20 protein-coding genes are annotated in these 15,829 nt (G+C 67.2%); 14 read left to right on the top strand and 6 right to left on the bottom strand.

Features of this window, described 5'->3' with window-relative positions; genetic code table 11:
• Nucleotides 1-12: 12 nt before the first annotated feature.
• Both AC3A6P_RS28750 and AC3A6P_RS28745 read left to right on the top strand, forming a co-directional pair.
• Nucleotides 13-1,167 (top strand): acyl-CoA dehydrogenase family protein, encoded by a 1,155-nt coding sequence (locus tag AC3A6P_RS28750; protein ID WP_487695704.1) that lies wholly within the window; start codon nucleotides 13-15, stop codon nucleotides 1,165-1,167.
• On the top strand, nucleotides 1,167-2,006 hold the full coding sequence (locus AC3A6P_RS28745; protein WP_487695703.1) for an HTD2 family dehydratase: 840 nt from the start codon (nucleotides 1,167-1,169) through the stop codon (nucleotides 2,004-2,006). The genes AC3A6P_RS28750 and AC3A6P_RS28745 overlap by 1 nt, the downstream gene beginning before the upstream one ends.
• A 1-nt stretch (nucleotide 2,007) precedes the next feature.
• Here AC3A6P_RS28745 and AC3A6P_RS28740 read toward each other — a convergent pair whose 3' ends face one another.
• Together AC3A6P_RS28740 and AC3A6P_RS28735 are read right to left on the bottom strand one after the other, a co-directional pair.
• Nucleotides 2,008-2,784 (bottom strand): class I SAM-dependent methyltransferase, encoded by a 777-nt coding sequence (locus AC3A6P_RS28740; RefSeq protein WP_487695701.1) that lies wholly within the window; start codon nucleotides 2,782-2,784, stop codon nucleotides 2,008-2,010.
• Nucleotides 2,785-2,802: 18 nt separating this feature from the next.
• A complete protein-coding gene (locus AC3A6P_RS28735; protein ID WP_487695699.1) occupies nucleotides 2,803-3,519 on the bottom strand; it encodes a GntR family transcriptional regulator in 717 nt (238 codons plus the stop codon).
• Between the two features lie 169 nt (nucleotides 3,520-3,688).
• Here AC3A6P_RS28735 and AC3A6P_RS28730 point away from each other — a divergent pair, with 169 nt between their 5' ends.
• The 6 genes from AC3A6P_RS28730 to AC3A6P_RS28705 are packed head-to-tail and all read left to right on the top strand — an operon-like array spanning nucleotide 3,689 to nucleotide 9,719.
• Complete coding sequence (locus tag AC3A6P_RS28730) at nucleotides 3,689-4,684, top strand: BMP family protein (RefSeq protein ID WP_487695698.1); 996 nt, start codon at nucleotides 3,689-3,691, stop codon at nucleotides 4,682-4,684.
• 12 nt (nucleotides 4,685-4,696) lie between these two features.
• A complete protein-coding gene (locus AC3A6P_RS28725) occupies nucleotides 4,697-6,247 on the top strand; it encodes an ABC transporter ATP-binding protein (protein ID WP_487695696.1) in 1,551 nt (516 codons plus the stop codon).
• A complete protein-coding gene (locus AC3A6P_RS28720; protein ID WP_487695694.1) occupies nucleotides 6,244-7,329 on the top strand; it encodes an ABC transporter permease in 1,086 nt (361 codons plus the stop codon). Before AC3A6P_RS28725 ends, AC3A6P_RS28720 begins: the two co-directional genes overlap by 4 nt.
• Entirely contained in the window at nucleotides 7,326-8,252 is a 927-nt protein-coding gene (locus tag AC3A6P_RS28715; RefSeq protein WP_487695693.1) for an ABC transporter permease, read from the top strand. Before AC3A6P_RS28720 ends, AC3A6P_RS28715 begins: the two co-directional genes overlap by 4 nt.
• 22 nt (nucleotides 8,253-8,274) lie before the next feature.
• Nucleotides 8,275-9,258, top strand: coding sequence for an ornithine cyclodeaminase family protein (locus AC3A6P_RS28710; protein ID WP_487695692.1), 984 nt, complete (start codon nucleotides 8,275-8,277; stop codon nucleotides 9,256-9,258).
• Complete coding sequence (locus AC3A6P_RS28705; protein ID WP_487695690.1) at nucleotides 9,255-9,719, top strand: nucleoside deaminase; 465 nt, start codon at nucleotides 9,255-9,257, stop codon at nucleotides 9,717-9,719. The genes AC3A6P_RS28710 and AC3A6P_RS28705 overlap by 4 nt, the downstream gene beginning before the upstream one ends.
• Here AC3A6P_RS28705 and AC3A6P_RS28700 read toward each other — a convergent pair.
• Nucleotides 9,694-10,185, bottom strand: coding sequence for an aminoacyl-tRNA deacylase (locus tag AC3A6P_RS28700; protein WP_487695688.1), 492 nt, complete (start codon nucleotides 10,183-10,185; stop codon nucleotides 9,694-9,696). The two genes, AC3A6P_RS28705 and AC3A6P_RS28700, sit on opposite strands and share 26 nt — an antisense overlap.
• A gap of 241 nt (nucleotides 10,186-10,426) precedes the next feature.
• On the opposite strand from AC3A6P_RS28700, the gene AC3A6P_RS28695 reads away from it, so the two are divergent.
• Nucleotides 10,427-11,092 (top strand): sigma-70 family RNA polymerase sigma factor, encoded by a 666-nt coding sequence (locus tag AC3A6P_RS28695; protein WP_487695686.1) that lies wholly within the window; start codon nucleotides 10,427-10,429, stop codon nucleotides 11,090-11,092.
• Nucleotides 11,089-11,385 (top strand): mycothiol system anti-sigma-R factor, encoded by a 297-nt coding sequence (gene rsrA, locus AC3A6P_RS28690; protein ID WP_487695684.1) that lies wholly within the window; start codon nucleotides 11,089-11,091, stop codon nucleotides 11,383-11,385. The genes AC3A6P_RS28695 and rsrA overlap by 4 nt, the downstream gene beginning before the upstream one ends.
• Here rsrA and AC3A6P_RS28685 read toward each other — a convergent pair whose 3' ends face one another.
• On the bottom strand, nucleotides 11,386-11,460 hold the full coding sequence (locus AC3A6P_RS28685; protein WP_085976515.1) for a 50S ribosomal protein bL37: 75 nt from the start codon (nucleotides 11,458-11,460) through the stop codon (nucleotides 11,386-11,388).
• A 161-nt stretch (nucleotides 11,461-11,621) separates the two neighbouring features.
• Between AC3A6P_RS28685 and AC3A6P_RS28680 the strand changes: the two genes are divergently transcribed.
• Together AC3A6P_RS28680 and AC3A6P_RS28675 are read left to right on the top strand one after the other, a co-directional pair.
• Nucleotides 11,622-11,837, top strand: a complete 216-nt coding sequence (locus AC3A6P_RS28680) for a biotin/lipoyl-binding carrier protein (RefSeq protein WP_083740725.1) — start codon at nucleotides 11,622-11,624, stop codon at nucleotides 11,835-11,837.
• Between the two features lie 7 nt (nucleotides 11,838-11,844).
• Nucleotides 11,845-13,332: a sensor histidine kinase gene (locus tag AC3A6P_RS28675; RefSeq protein WP_487695683.1), complete on the top strand. Its 1,488-nt coding sequence runs from the start codon at nucleotides 11,845-11,847 to the stop codon at nucleotides 13,330-13,332.
• 81 nt (nucleotides 13,333-13,413) lie between these two features.
• On the opposite strand, the gene whiB1 is transcribed toward AC3A6P_RS28675, so the two are convergent.
• Nucleotides 13,414-13,668, bottom strand: coding sequence for a transcriptional regulator WhiB1 (gene whiB1, locus AC3A6P_RS28670; RefSeq protein ID WP_068915926.1), 255 nt, complete (start codon nucleotides 13,666-13,668; stop codon nucleotides 13,414-13,416).
• Between the two features lie 283 nt (nucleotides 13,669-13,951).
• Nucleotides 13,952-14,911 (bottom strand): diacylglycerol/lipid kinase family protein, encoded by a 960-nt coding sequence (locus tag AC3A6P_RS28665; protein WP_487695681.1) that lies wholly within the window; start codon nucleotides 14,909-14,911, stop codon nucleotides 13,952-13,954.
• 82 nt (nucleotides 14,912-14,993) lie between these two features.
• Here AC3A6P_RS28665 and aroQ point away from each other — a divergent pair, with 82 nt between their 5' ends.
• Nucleotides 14,994-15,443 (top strand): type II 3-dehydroquinate dehydratase, encoded by a 450-nt coding sequence (aroQ, locus tag AC3A6P_RS28660; protein ID WP_487695680.1) that lies wholly within the window; start codon nucleotides 14,994-14,996, stop codon nucleotides 15,441-15,443.
• Nucleotides 15,440-15,823, top strand: coding sequence for a hypothetical protein (locus AC3A6P_RS28655; protein ID WP_487695678.1), 384 nt, complete (start codon nucleotides 15,440-15,442; stop codon nucleotides 15,821-15,823). The genes aroQ and AC3A6P_RS28655 overlap by 4 nt, the downstream gene beginning before the upstream one ends.
• Nucleotides 15,824-15,829 lie beyond the last annotated feature (6 nt).

Genomic DNA, 15,829 nt, shown 5'->3' with positions numbered 1-15,829 from the left:
ACGTTGCTTCGAATGGGGCTCACAGCTGAGGAAGACGCGATCGTCGCGACAGTGCGCGACTTCGTCGACAAGCAGGTGCGGCCGGTGGTCCGGGAGTTGGAGCACGCCAACACCTACCCCGAGGCCTTGATCGAGCAGATGAAACAGATCGGGATCTTCGGACTGGCGATCCCTGAGCCCTACGGTTTCGGCGCGGTGTCCATGCCCTGCTACGTGCAGGTGACCGAGGAGTTGGCGCGGGGCTGGATGAGCCTGGCCGGTGCCATGGGTGGGCACACCGTGGTGTCGAAGTTGATCCTGCTGTTCGGTACCGACGAGCAGAAACAGAAGTACCTGCCGGCCCTGGCCACCGGGGAGTTGCGCGCCACCATGGCGCTCACCGAACCCGGCGGCGGATCCGACCTGCAAGCCATGCGCACCGAGGCACGCCCCGACCAGGGCGGCTATCTGATCAACGGCAGCAAGACCTGGATCTCCAACGCCCGCCGCGCCGGTCTGATCGCCCTGCTGTGCAAAACCGATCCGCGCGCACAGCCGCCGCACAGAGGTGTGTCGATCCTGCTGGTGGAGAAGGGCCCCGGATTCACCATCTCCAAGGATCTGCCCAAGCTGGGCTACAAGGGTGTCGAGAGCTGCGAGCTGAACTTCGACAACTGCCGGGTGCCCGCCGACGCGCTGCTCGGCACGGAGGAAGGTGTCGGCTTCGCACAGATGATGAAGGGCCTGGAGGTGGGGCGGCTGCAGGTCGCGGCCCGCGCCACCGGGGTGGCGCGCGCAGCCTTCGACGACGCCCTGCGCTACGCCCAGGAGCGCGAGAGTTTCGGTAAGCCGATCTGGCAGCACCAGTCCGTGGGCAACATGCTGGCCGAGATGGGCACCAAGCTGGCCGCCGCCCGGGCCCTGTTGCTCAGCGCCGCGGAGAAGTTCGATTCCGGTGCTCGTGTCGACATGGAGGCCGGCATGGCCAAGTTGTTCGCGTCCGAGGTGGGGATGGAAATCGCGTTGGACGCGGTACGCATCCACGGCGGGTACGGCTACTCCACCGAGTACGACGTCGAGCGGTATTTCCGTGACGCGCCGCTGATGATCGTCGGTGAGGGCACCAACGAGATCCAGAAGGGTGTGATCGCCAAACAACTGGTGAAGCGCGGAGGGCTGGATCTCTGATGAACCTCGAGCAGTACGTCGCAGACTGGCGCCCGCAACCGCTGCACACCGATGACCCGCTGGTGCCGGAGACCGCGCGGCGGTTGGCCGCCACCCTCGACATCAACGAAAACTTCAGCGCCGGAACGGAATTGCCGGCGTTGTGGCATTGGGTGTACTTCACCGAGTGGCCGGTCACCGCCGCGCTGGGGCCCGACGGTCACCCGCTGGCCGGGCATTTCCTGCCGCCCGTCCCGAATCGCCGGCGCATGTTCGCCGGCGGCCGGCTGACCGTCACCGCGCCGCTGCGGCTCGGGCTGACCGCGCAACGGCACGCGGCGGTGACCGACATCCGGGTCAAGTCCGGTCGCACCGGTGAGCTGTTGTTCGTGACCGTACGCCAGGAATTTCGCCAGGACGGTGAACTGCGGTTGATCGAGGAACAGGACATCGTCTACCGCAGCGATGACGGGTCCGCCACCGCGTTCAGTCGCGCGACCGACCCGTTGCCGGTCTCGTCGGCGCCCTGGTCGACGCACCCTCACACCCATCCGGCGTTGTTGTTCCGGTTCAGCGCCCTGACCGCCAATGCGCACCGGATCCACTACGACCAGGAGTACGCCGGTGGCGTCGAGGGCTTCCCCGGGCTGGTGGTGCACGGGCCGCTGCTGGCGATGTACATGGCAGAGCTGGCAAGGTGCCGCGGGCACATGCTTCGGTCCTTCGAATTCCGGCTCAGTCAGCCGGTTTTCGTGGGCGACCCCATCGAGGTGCAGGGCACACCGGACGGGCCTGCCGCGAAGCTGGCGGTGATCTCCGGCAACGGTGTCCACGCCTCGGCTACCGCGGCGTGGGGATGACTCAGCGCCGGACGGCCGTCACCACCACGTAGGACGCGTCGAAGGCCACGTGGCCTTCCTGGTCGGCCTGGGCGGTGAGCGCCTTGTCGAAGGCGGACAGCAACGCATCGCGCTGCGGACCTTCGACGCGGGCCAGGACGTCGACATGCATCGGTGATTCCTTGGTGATGAAGGTCAACGCGGCGGCAGGGGAGTCGAACCGCCAGGTCAACGACCCAGGGGTGAATTCGAGGTCGACGAAGTCAGCGCCGAGGCGCTGTGCTGCGGTGCTCTGATCGCCCCATTGATCCGGCGAGAAACCACGCGCCGGCGGCGGGCCGAGAACGCTCAGGATGGGATCGTAGAACGGGTTCACCGCATCCCGCACCCACGATGAAAAGCCGCACACCGCACCGGATTTCAATATTCGTGCCAGTTCGGCGACCTGGCTGACCGGTTCGACGAAGATGATGCCCATGTTCGACACAGCGGCGTCGAACGCCGCGTCCGGCAGGCCCGTCGCCGCGGCGTCGCCGGTGCGCCAGTCGACGTCCAGGCCCTCGTCACGGGCGCGGCGCTCACCGATGGCCACCAGCTCCGGTGTGATGTCGATGCCGGTGACGTCCGCACCCCGGCGGGCGGCGGCCAGGGCGGCGCTGCCGGTACCGCAGGCAAGGTCCACCACCGCCTGGTCGCGTAGAGGCAGGCGCCGGTCCACGGCGGTGACCACGACGTCGGCGATCCCGGCGATGCGTTCGGCTACCGCCTCATAGCGGCCCGCGGCCCAGATCGTCGACATGGCCCCAACGTAACAGCCTCACGCCGTCCCGCGGCGTCGGCTCTTGGTGAGCTGGATCGGATCGATGTCGCCGCCGGACCATTCCGCGGCCATGGCCAGGCTGGCGTCTCGCCCTGAATGCACATGGTGGAACGCCGATTCGGCGGCCCGGTCCGGATCGTGCGCCGCGATGGCGGCCAACAGGTCCTCGTGCTCGAGGCACTGCACACCGGGATCGCGATCACCGGTCAGATGGAACAACCACTGGGTACGGGCTTCCAGGGGGCGGAGGATCGACTCGAGCAGGGGATTGGCCGCCAGGTCGACGATGATGGTGTGGAAACCGGCGTTCGCGGCGGCGATGGCCGGTTTGTCCTGGCGCTCAGTGGCTGTGCGCGCGGTGTCGAGCTGCGCTTCGAGCGCGGCCAGGCCCGCCTGATCGGCACGCTCAGCGGCCAGGCGGGCGGCCAGCACCTCCAGACTCTCGCGGACGTCGAACAGGTCACGCACATCGTCCACCGTGAACGGGGAGACGATCGCGCCCTGCCGCGGGACCATCACCACCAGCCCGTCCTGCTGTAGGCGTTGCATGGCCTCGCGCAGCGGAATCCGCGACACCGCAAGCTCTTCGGCGAGATCGCGTTCGATGAGCCGGGTGCCCGGCGCCAGCTCCAATCCGACGATGCGGGCCCGCAGTTCGTCGTACGCGCGTTCGCGCAGAGATTTCGGGGCGTCCTCAGTCGCGGCGGTGGTCACGTCGACCTTTCTTGTTGTGCGGCTTCGCCCAGCATAGCGACAGGCGAGTTAACGGTATACCAGTAACTCGATCCTTACGGTCGGTTAATGCGTTGGTAATAGTTCGAGCCGATGCTCCTTCTAACGGTATACCGCTAAGTGGTAGCCACTGACCCCAGGAGGAAGCTCGATGAGACTCCCACGTTTTCAAACTTCAACAGCGCTGCTCGGGGCGACCGCGATCGCCTTGGGACTGACCGCATGCGGCTCAGCGGACGACGACCCCGGCGCGGGTGACGCACTGTCGGTAGGTGTGTTTCTGCCCGGCTCCATCAACGACACCGGTTTCATGCAGTCCGGTTTTCTCGGCTACCAGCGGGTCGTGGAGAAGTACGGCGATCAGGTCGACGCCAGTTACGTCGAGCAGGTGGCCGCTGCCGACTATCAGCAGGCCCTGCAGCGCTTCGCCTCGGAGAACGACCTGGTGATCTCGGTCGGGGGGCAGACCGACGCCGACGTGCGCAAGGTGGCCCCGCAGTTCCCCGAGGTCAAGTTCGTCGAGATCGGTGGACCCTCGGATGCGGAACCGCTGCCGAACCTGGCGTACTACGACCCCCAGCAGGCCGAAGCGGAATTCCTGTCCGGCGCCGCCGCGGCCACGGTGTCGAAAAGCGGCACCGTCGGATTCGTCGGCGGAGTCGAACTGCCCGCTATCGTCAACGCGGCCAAGGCCTTCGCCAACGGAGCCCGCTTTACCCGCCCGGACGTGACCGTGCTCGCGCCGCAGTACGTCGGCGACTTCAATGACCCGGCCAAGGCCAAGCAGGCCGCCGGCACCGCCTACGCCAGCGGTGCCGACGTACTCGGCCAGATCGTCAACCTGGGCAAGCAGGGAATGGAGCAGGCGGCCGCCGAGTCGGGCAACCGGATGATCGGCGGCCCGATCCCGGGTGACTGCTCCAACGGCGTCTACGCCGGCTACGTCCGCACCGACATCGGCACCGAGATCGAATACGCGGTGTCCTCCGTGCTCGACGGGACCTGGACGGCCGAGCAGGTGCCCTTCGGGGTCACCACCGACAAGGGCGGCAGCGACTTCACCGTCTGCGGCGACGACCCCGCCGTGGCCGCCGCAGTGGACAAGGCCGAGGCGGCCATCATCGCCGGTTCCATCACACCGTACTGAGGACCCGGACCGATGACGATCGCTGCTGACCCAATGACCACCGCTGAAAAGCCCAGTCACACAGCGCTGCTCACACTCGACGGGATCGGGAAGTCTTTCGGATCCGTGCGCGCCCTGGATGCGGTGACGCTGAACGTCAAACCTCGTTCGGTGCACTGCATCCTCGGTGAGAACGGAGCCGGCAAGTCGACACTGTGCAACAGCATCTACGGGACGGTCTCCCCGGACACCGGGAGCATGACGCTGGCGGGCAGGACCTACCAGCCGCGCAATCCGGCGGACGCGTTGCGGGCCGGGGTGGCGATGGTGCACCAGCACTTCTCCTTGGTGCCCACCATGACAGTGGCCGACAACCTGCTGCTGGGCCGCGACGGATTCCGTCCTCCGCGAAAGCAACTCACGTCCGATCTGGAGCGGATCGCCGACAGCTACGGTTTGACGGTCGACGCCGCCGCCACGGTTCGCGAACTGACGGTGGGTGCCCGGCAGCGCGTCGAGATCGTCAAGGCGCTGTTACGCGACCCGCAGCTGATCCTGCTCGACGAGCCCACCGCCGTGCTCGACCCCCAAGAGATCGACGCACTGATCACCACCTGCGCGGCCCTCACCGAGAGCGGCAAGTCCGTGGTGCTCATCACCCACAAGCTCGGTGAGGTGGCCCGCGCCGCCGACGAGGCGACGGTGTTGCGCGCCGGCACTGTGGTCGGCGGCGGCCGCCTCGCCGAGGTGTCGCTGCCGTCGCTGCTCGAGCTGATGCTCGGCGACACCAAGCCACTGAGCGCCGCACCCCGACGACGTACCGCGCCACCGACCTCGAAGGGTCTGAACGTCAACGGCCTCACCGTGACCCGGGCCGACGGCAGCACCGCACTCGCACAGGTGGAACTCGTGGTCGGTCGGGGTGAGATCGTGGGTGTCGCCGGCGTGGAGGGCAACGGGCAATCCGAGTTGACCTCCGTCCTGTCCGGGGCGCTGGCACCGGACCGCGGCACCGTCGTCCTGGAAGGCACCGACCTCACCACCGCGACGCCGGCTGCACGCACCGCGGCCGGCCTGGCGGTGATCCCCGAGGACCGCCATGCCGAGGGAATGGTCGGCGAGTTGTCGATCGCCGAGAACATCGCGATGCCCCGGCTGCGGCAGTACCGCCGCTGGGGCCTGCTCGACCGCGGCCGTATGCGGGCCGACGCCGAGACCGCCATCTCCGAGTACTCCATCCGGGCACCGGGACCCGACGCGCCGATCGGATCGCTGTCCGGCGGCAACCAGCAGAAGGTGGTGCTCGTCCGAGAACTGTCGACGCCGGGCCTGCGGGCCGTGGTGGCGGCCCAGCCCACTCGCGGCCTCGACGCCGGGGCCGTCGCCTTCGTGCTCGACCGGCTGCGTGCCGCTGCTGATGCCGGCGCGGCAGTACTGATCACCTCGAGTGAAATCGACGAGTTGATCGCCGTCTGCGACCGCATCGTGGTCGCCTACCGCGGAACCCTGCTGGGCTCCGTCCGAACCGATTCACCGAGTGCCGCAACAGAAATCGGCGCCCTGATGACAGGAGTGCCCCAATGATCACCCGCTTGCATTCCCGTCATCCACTGGTGGTGGCGCTGGCTGCCCTGGTGGTCGCGGCGAGCGTGGGCCTGGCGCTGGCGGCAATAGCCGGCGCCGGCCCGGTCGAGGTCATCGACGCCCTGATCGAGGGAACCCTGGGCTCGCCGTTTGCCATCGGCACCTCGCTGAACAACGCCGCCCTGCTGATGCTGGTGGCCGCCGGCTTCACCATCGCCTACCGGGCAGGTCTGGTCAACGTCGGTGGTGAGGGTCAGATGTGCCTGGGCGGAATCGCCGCCACCGCAGTGGGTGTCGCGATGCCCGAGACGATGCCGCTGCCGATCGGTCTGGTGGTGACCCTGGGCGCCGCGGTGCTCGCCGGGACTTTCTGGGCCGCAATCGCCGCCTGGCTGCGCGTGCACCGCGGTACCAGCGAAATCATCACCACCCTGCTCCTCAACTTCGTCGGACTCGCCCTCGTGGTGCTGATGGTGCAGGAGCCGTCGTTGCTACGGCAGCCGATGACCTCCTCGGAGACGCTGCCGCAGTCCGAAGCGCTCGCAGCGTCGGCGCACCTGCCGCTGCTGGGTCTCTCCAAGAACCCGGCCACCATCGCCATCGTGGTCGCCGTGCTGGCTGTGGCGCTGGTGGGAATCATGTTGCGCAGCAGTGCAACCGGTCTACGGCTGCGTGCCGTCGGGCTTTCGGGCACCGCCTCGGCACGCCTCGGGGTCTCCGTCGACCGCACCGGGTTCCTGGCTCTGACCACCGCCGGTGGCTTCTCCGGCCTCGCCGGCGGACTGTTGGTCACCTCGGCGCCGTTCATCCTCGTCGACGGCTTCTCGTCCGGCTTCGGGTTCGCCGGTCTGGTCGTCGGACTGCTCGCCCGTGGGTCCATGACCGCCGTCGCCGCGGTGTCCCTACTGTTCGGCTTCCTGGTCTCCGGAGGCATCAACCTGCAACTGGCTGCCGGCGTGCCGGCCTCCACCGTCACCGTCGTGCAGAGTGTCCTGATCATCGTGATCGCCGGCGCGGCCTGGTGGACCACCACCGCACGACCCGTCTCCACCAAGCCCGCCCGTGAGGAAGTGCCGGCATGAACCTCTCCATGATCACCGAAATAGTCTCCAGTGGAATCGCTTTCGCCATCCCGCTGCTGGTTGCCGCCAGTGGTGAATCGATCAGTGAACGTGCCGGCGTGCTGAATCTGAGCATGGAGGGCATGATGCTCACCGGGGCGTTCGCCAGCGTCCTGGCCTCGGTGAGCACCGGTTCCGCCGTCCTGGGTGCGGTGGCCGGCGTGCTGGCCGGACTGATCTTCGGTATCGCTCAGGCGCTGCTGTCGGTCCGGTTTCGCGCCGATCAGATCGTCGTCGGCATCGCCGCCAACGCGCTTGCGCTGGGGCTCACGACCTTCGGGGCCCGGATCCTTCTCGACGGTGGTCGCGGGCAGAACGTCCCGGCCTTCGCCGACGTGCACATTCCGGTGCTCGGTGAACTGCCGATCATCGGCCCGGCTGTCTTCGGCCAGACATTCCTGGGGTATCTGTGTCTGGCGGTCGTGGTGGCGCTGGCGGTCGTGTTCTCGCCGCGCACCATGGCCGGTATCCGGGTCGATGCGGTGGGGGAGGACGCCACCTCCGCGGGCTGGACCGGCTTGGCCGTCAACAAGACCCGCGCGATCGGGGTTCTGATCGCTTCCGGTGCCGGCGGGCTGGCCGGTGCTCAACTCGCCCTGTCGGAGGTCCGCTCGTTCAGTGAGAACATGACCGCGGGGATGGGCTATCTGGCCGTCGTCGCGGTTATCGCCGGGCGCTGGAAGGTGGTCGGAATCCTCTGGGCGGCGGTCTTTTTCGGTGTCGCCAGGGCCATGCAGTTCGCACTGCCCGCGGTGGGTGTCGAAATTCCCTATGCCGTGTTGGTGATGCTGCCGTACGTGATCGCGATCGTCGCCATCAGCGGTTTCGTCGGCGGCCGCAGCGCGCCGACCTGCTTGACCGTCCCGTACGTCGGCCGCGTCTGACGAAACCTGAAAGGCAACAACCATGACACTCGTGCTGACCCATTCCGATATCGCCGCCCTCATCGACCGGCCCACCGTCTACACCGTCGTCGAACAGGCCCACGCCGACCTCAGTGCCGGCGCCGCGGTGAACCCGGCGCCCCCGGTCATGCCCCTGGAACGCGGAGCCGCCGCGCTGCCGATGGTGGCCGCGGCCACCCGTCAGCGCTCCAGTGTGGTCAAGATGCTCTCCGATATGCCCGCAAACGGCGAGACCGGCCTGCCCACACAACGTTCCACGATCATGCTGATGTCGGCCGACACCGGCGAATGTGAAGCTCTGCTCGACGGCAGGCTCGTCACCGCGATCCGCACCGCGGCGGCCAGTGCCGTCGCCACCGCGCACTTGTCACGCGTGGGCAGTTCCACACTCGGACTGATCGGCGCGGGCACGCTGGCAGTGGAACACGCCCGGGCGATCGCCCGGATCCGGCCGATCGAGAAGGTGTTCGTGTGGTCGCGCAGTGATGCCACGGTGGACCAGTTCCGCCGCCGCATCGAGGATCTGGATCTCGGGGTCGAACGCGCCGAGTCGCCCCGGCACGTGGTGGGGGCCGCCGACGTCGTGTGCACCCTCACCCCATCCAGGGATCCTATCGTCGAGGGAGCCTGGTTCCGGCCCGGCCTGCACGTCAACGCCGTCGGCGCGCCGCCCCGTCCAGACCACCGCGAAATCGACGGCGCGGGTATGGCATCGGCGCGTCTGGTGGTCGACAGCAGGCTCACCGCGCTCACCAAGTCCGGGGATGTGGTGCTGGCGATCGAAGAAGGGCGGCTGCGCGAGTCGGCGGTGGCGGTCGAACTCGGTGATGTGGTCGCCGATGCGTCGCGCGGCCGCCGCAGCGATGACGACGTCACACTGTTCAACTCCGTCGGCATCGGGCTCCAGGACCTCGTCACCGCCGCCGCCCTGGTGGACGCCGCCCGGGCCCGGGGCATCGGCACCGTCGTGGAGATGAGCGCATGAGAGCGCAGGAACTCGGATTCCTCGAACGCAGCATCGTCCTGGCCGGTGAGGCCGCCGAACTCGGCAACCGGCCGTTCGGATCGGTTCTGGTGAGTGTCACGGGCCAGGTTCTGGCGGAGGGCCGCAACGAGGTGGCCTCCAGCGGCGACCCGACGGCCCACGCCGAACTGGTCGCTCTCCGGCACGCCGACCCGGACCGGCTGGCCGGGGCGGTCGTGTACGCCAGCGGCGAACCCTGCCCGATGTGTGCGGCGGCCTGCGGGTGGGCCGGTGTCACGCGGATCGTGTTCGCTGCCTCCACCGCGGCGTTCTCGGCTGTTCTCCCGGACGGGCCGCATTTCCGGCTGACGTGCGCGCAGGTGCTCGCAGCCAGCGATGCCGGCGTGGAGGTGTGCGGCCCCGTGCTCGAAGCCGAGGCGCTGGCCGTGATGGGTCTCAGTCGGCCTGGATGTCAGCGGTGACCGCGCTGGTCAAGGCAATCAAGTCGGCCGGGGCCACCCCGATCTCGAGGCCGCGCTTACCGGCGCTGCACCACACCCGATCCCACAGCAGCGCCGTCTCGTCGATCACCGTGGGCAGCGGCTTGCGCTGCCCGAGCGGCGAGATGCCGCCCAGGACGTAGCCCGAGGATCGCTGGGCGGCGGTCGGGTCCGCCATCCCGGCCTTGGGCACCCCCAGCGCCGCCGCCACGGCTTTCAACGACAGCTTGGCCGGTACCGGTACCACGGCCACGGCCAAACCCGTCGGTGTGGCGACCACCAGCGTCTTGAAGATCTGCTCTGCTTCGGCCTCTTTGGCGGCGGCCAGTTCGGCGACGGCTTCGTCGCCATAGGCCTGGCTGCGGGGGTCGTGGTGGTACTGGAACACCTCATGGGGAACCGCCGCGGCGACCAACGCCGCGATTGCCGGGGTTGCCGCTCGCGCCACCGGGTCAGCCTAGCCTCGGGGGAACCTCGGGAAATAGCGCGGTCATCACCGCTGTTGAGTTCACTGTCAGCCCATGGACATGGGTTTGTCGGTCACAGCCTTAGGATTGCGAGAGGGGAACTTGGTGTCGACGGTATGCCTGGAGCGTCCGGTGTCAGGACCAGTGTCGGTGGCATTGCAGCCACTGCACCTACCGTTGATCATCTGGACCTCCGCGACGGAAGGGACTGTGTCAACCAAGATGACCGACATAGAAGACAGCACAGGTGTGGAGCGCGGCGAGGAAACGTCGCCGGCCCCGTCTGCGGAGACCGACGCCGAACTGACGGCGCGCTTCGAACGCGATGCGATTCCACTGTTGGACCAGCTCTACGGCGGTGCTCTGCGGATGACCCGCAACCCCGCCGATGCCGAAGACCTGCTGCAGGAAACCATGGTCAAGGCATATGCGGGCTTCCGGTCGTTCCGTGAGGGCACCAACCTCAAGGCGTGGCTGTACCGGATCCTGACCAACACCTACATCAACAGCTATCGCAAGAAGCAACGTCAGCCGGCGGAGTATCCGACAGACGAGATCACCGACTGGCAGCTGGCGTCCAACGCCGAGCATTCCTCGACGGGCTTGCGTTCCGCCGAGGTCGAGGCTCTGGAGGCCCTGCCGGACACCGAGATCAAACAAGCCCTGCAGGCGCTTCCGGAAGAATTCCGGATGGCGGTCTACTACGCCGACGTCGAGGGCTTCCCCTACAAGGAGATCGCCGAGATCATGGATACGCCGATCGGGACCGTGATGTCCCGGCTGCACCGAGGTAGACGTCAGCTGCGGGAGTTGCTGGCCGACGTGGCCAGAGACCGCGGGTTCATCCGTGGTCAGCAGCTCGATGAGCCCGAGGAGGTGTCGTCATGAGCGAGGACGAACGCACCTGGCGTCCGCCGGTAGGACCGGTGGATCCGGAGCACCCGGAATGCGCGGCGGTGATCGCGGAGGTCTGGACCCTGCTCGACGGGGAATGCACCGTCGACACGCGGGAGAAGTTGCAGCAGCACCTGGACGAATGCCCGGCCTGCCTGCGCCACTACGGAGTCGAAGAACGCATAAAGGCGCTCATCGCCACCAAATGCAGTGGCGAACGAGCGCCTGAGAGCCTGCGACAGCGGTTACGGCTGGAGATCAGCCGCACCACCATCATCAGGGGCTAGTCAGCTGTTGGGCCGCTTGCCGTGATTGGCCTTGCTGTGCTTGCGATCGCGCTTCTTACGGCCACGCTTGGCCATGGTGTACCTCCGTAGTCGTGAACTGATGGGTTGCCCGCTCGGCGAATCGCCGGCAGACGGTCGCATACCAGTGTCTCACGGTGAAGATGGTGCTCTGTCCACCCACCTTTGTGGTTCGATAGAGCCTCAGAGAGCGGCAGTACCAGAAGAGGTGGGTGAAGATGGCCGAGGATGTTCGCGCGGAAATCGTGGCCAGCGTGCTTGAAGTCGTGGTCCACGAGGGCGATCAGATCGGTGAAGGCGACACCGTGGTGCTCTTGGAGTCGATGAAGATGGAGATCCCGGTGCTGGCCGAAGTCGCCGGCACCGTCAGCAAGGTCAGTGTCTCCGTCGGTGATGTCATCCAGGCCGGCGACCTCATTGCCGTGATCAGCTAGGCGGTTCATGTCCACGCTCGGTGATCTGCTTGCCGAGCACACCGTTCTGCCGGGTGAGGCCGTCGATCACCTGCACGCCGTGGTCGGGGAGTGGCAGCTGATCGCGGATCTGTCCTTCGCCGACTACTTGATGTGGGTCCGGCGTGATGACGGTGTGCTGGTCTGTGTCGCGCAATGCCGTCCCAACACCGCCCCCACCGGGCTGCTCAGCGACGCGGTGGCCACCATGTCGGACGCCGACGACCTGCCCCTGGTCACCGCAGCCTTCCGGTCTGGTGCCATTGCCCGCGAAGGCGACCAGGCCGACCAGCGGACCGGCCTCAATGTCGAAGCCGTGCCGGTACGCCACGCAGGCCAGGTGGTCGCGGTGTTGACCCACCAGACGGCGCTGGCGGCGCTACGGAAATCCTCGCCCCTGGAAACGGCCTATCTGGCGTGTGCCGGGGACCTTGTGAACATGCTGTCGGAGGGCACCTTCCCGAACGTCGGGGACATCGCGATGTCGCGGTCGAGCCCGCGGGTCGGTGACGGGTTCATCCGGCTCGACGTCACCGGGGCGGTGTCATATGCCAGCCCCAACGCGCTGTCGGCGTATCACCGGATGGGGTTGAATTCCGAGCTCGAGGGCCACAACCTCGTCGCCATCACCCGTCCGCTGATCTCCGACCCTTTCGAGGCCCAGGAGCTCGCCGAGCACGTCAAGGAGTCGCTGTCGGGCGGTTCCAGCATGCGCATGGAAGTCGATGCCGGTGGCGCCGCGGTGCTGCTGCGCACGCTCCCGCTGGTGGTACATGGCGCCCCCGTCGGCGCCGCCGTGCTGATTCGCGACGTGACCGAGATCAAACGACGCGACCGCGCGCTGTTGAGCAAGGACGCCACCATCCGGGAGATCCACCACCGGGTGAAGAACAACCTCCAGACGGTGGCTGCCTTGCTGCGCCTGCAGGCGCGGCGTACCACCAACGCCGAGGGTCGGGAGGCGTTGATCGAGTCGGTGCGGCGGGTGTCGTCCATCGCTCTGGTGCACGACGCGCTGTCGATGTCCGTCGACGAGCAGGTGAACCTCGACGAGGTGATAGACCGGATCCTGCCGATCATGAACGACGTCGCCGCCGTGGACAGTCCCATGAAGATCAGCCGGATCGGTGCGCTCGGTGTGCTCGACGCCGACCGCGCCACCGCCCTGATCATGGTTGTCACCGAGCTGGTGCAGAACGCGATCGAGCACGCCTTCGGCCCGGGCGCGAAGCAGGGCTGTGTCAGCATCCGTGCCGAACGCTCGGCGCGCTGGTTGGATGTCACCGTTCACGATGACGGTCGCGGGCTGCCCGACGGGTTCAGCCTGGAGAAGTCCGACCGTCTCGGACTGCAGATCGTGCGGACACTGGTTTCGGCGGAATTGGACGGTTCGCTGGGTATGCACGAAGCGCCCGGGGGTGGCACCGATGTGGTGTTACGGGTGCCAATTGGGCGGCGCTCCAGATTGGCACAATAACGAAATCGATGACCGAATTGCGCACAAAAAAGTCGGCCCCGGCAATTTCTGCCGGGGCCGCCACGTCCTCTTGCGAGTCGATCAGACTCCGCTGCGGGCCTTTGTCCGAGCGTTACGACGCTTGAGCGCGCGGCGCTCGTCCTCGCTCATACCGCCCCATACGCCCGCGTCTTGACCGGACTCCAAAGCCCAGGCCAGGCACTCGGTGGTAACCGGACAACGGTTACACACGAGCTTCGCGTCGGCGATCTGCGCGAGGGCCGGGCCGCTGTTTCCCACGGGGAAAAACAGTTCCGGATCCTCGTCGCGACAGACCGCCTTGTGGCGCCAATCCATAAGTCAGACTCCTTACTAATGCGCGCAGCGATGCGCGCCGGGTTTTGTTTTTCGGCTGTTAACGGGTGCACACGAAATGTTTCTGCACTGTTGCATCTGATCGTTCCAGAGCCACAACAGAAGTCAATAGCGTGAGTTAACACGTGTGCAATGTCACTCACGAGGGCCGTTTCCTAACCCCTTACTCGTTTGTACTACGATCAACTCACCTGCGCCCTAAATTCTGGCCCGTGAGTTCGTCACACCGGGGGAAGCTGCAGGTAGTCGCGATTTTTTTCTGACATCAAGGATGTGGCGCAACCACGCCGAGGGCGTCGGGAACCGACCGGAACGTCATCTCGTCCCTCAGACCGATGTAATCGCCGTCGATCTGGCTGGCCACCGGCGTGGTGCTCGTCACCCGCACCGAGGCGACGTCGTCGTCACGGATCAGGTGGGACGCCGACAACTTGGGGCGCTTGGCGAGCATCTGTCGCACCAGGCCCAGGTTCCGCCACACACTCATGCTCGTGGTGGCGAACACACCCAGGCCGGTGTCGAAGCCGGTGTCGGGGTTGGTCCAGACCGGCCGCGTGTTGGCGTAGGTCCACGGGCTGGAGTTCGAGACGAAGACGAAATGCACCCCGGATATCGCGTCCTGGCCGTCGAGCTGCAGGGTCAGGCGCGGTTCCTTGCGGGCGCTGCGCAGCACGGTCGGCACCGCGGCGCTGATGTAACGCATGGCGGTCACCCCGGTGTGCTTGCGGCTTCGGTTCCTCTTGTCCTCCACGCTTGCGACCACTTCGCCGTCGACGCCCATCCCTGCGGTGAACACGCCCCACCGCTCGCCGCAGTCCATCAGGCCGATCCGGCGCCAGGTCCGGGTGCGCTGGTAGTCGCTGAGCAAGTCCACGAGCAGATTGGTGGCGTCGATCGGGTCCTGGGGAATTCCCAGCGACCGGGCGAAGACGTTGGCCGAGCCGCCGGGCACCACACTCACCGCGGGCAAGTTCCCCAGGGGGAGTGGGCCCGGTTTACCGAGCAGGCCGTTGACCACCTCGTTCACCGTGCCGTCGCCGCCGTGCACGATCACGACGTCCACGCCGTCGAGTGCGGCTTGCTCGGCGATCTCGATCGCGTGGCCGCGGTGATTGGTGTGTTCGACCGTCAGCCGGGTCCGGCTCTCGAGCGCATGGGCCAGCAGGTCGCGGCCCGCCGGCGTGGTCGAAGTCGCATTGGGGTTCACGATCAGCACGGCACGCACGAGCCCCAACCCTATAAGGGATTGCGCAGTGCCCGCTCCAGCCTTCTGGGCCGGGCGCGGTGGGCATCGGTACGGTACGAGCGTGACCGAACGCCGTCTGCTTCTCGTCAACGGGCCGAATCTGAACCTGCTCGGCACCCGCGAGCCGGAGATCTACGGGTCCACCACGCTCCCGCAGATCGAAGAAGCGGTCACCGCCGCCGCCGCGGCGCTCGGGTTCGCCGTCCGGGCAGTGCAGAGCAACCACGAAGGTGTCCTGGTCGACGCGATTCACCAGTCGGCCGCGGACTGCGTCGGCATCGTCATCAACCCCGCCGCCTTCACCCACACCTCCGTGGCCATCGCCGACGCACTGTCGGCCGTCGGGCTGCCGGTGGCCGAAGTGCACCTGAGCAACATCCACAAGCGTGAGGCGTTCCGGCACCACTCCTACGTCTCACCGGTCGCCGAGATGGTGATCGCCGGCGCCGGCCCGCTGGGCTATGAGCTGGCGGTGCGCTTCCTTGCCGACAGGCTGAGCACCAACGGATGAGCACGACACAGCCCGCCGCGGTGCGCTATGCCGGCTTTCTGGTGGCAGCAGAGGGCCTCGCGGCCCTGATCATGGCCGCGGTGTTGTTGATCCGCGGACTCGGCGGCGCCGACCAGCACATCGTCAGCGGATTCGGCACCGCGTTGTGGTTCCTGCTGATCGGCGCCGGAGTGGTCACCGGCGGGTGGGCGCTCATCTCGGGCCGCCGGTGGGGCCGGGGTATCGGCGTCCCCACCAACCTGCTCCTGCTGCCCGTGGCGTGGTACGTCTTCACGTCTCACCACGAGGTCTACGGCGTCCTCGTCGCGCTGTTCGCACTGCTGGTCCTCGGCTTGCTGTTCAGCCCGCCCGCCGTGCACTGGTACGCCACGCGCGGATGAGGTGTG

Source organism: Mycobacterium sp. Soil_C_30, from assembly GCF_057656995.1.
Note: the sequence above shows the minus strand (reverse complement) of the source record. Positions and strands in the feature narration are given on the sequence as shown.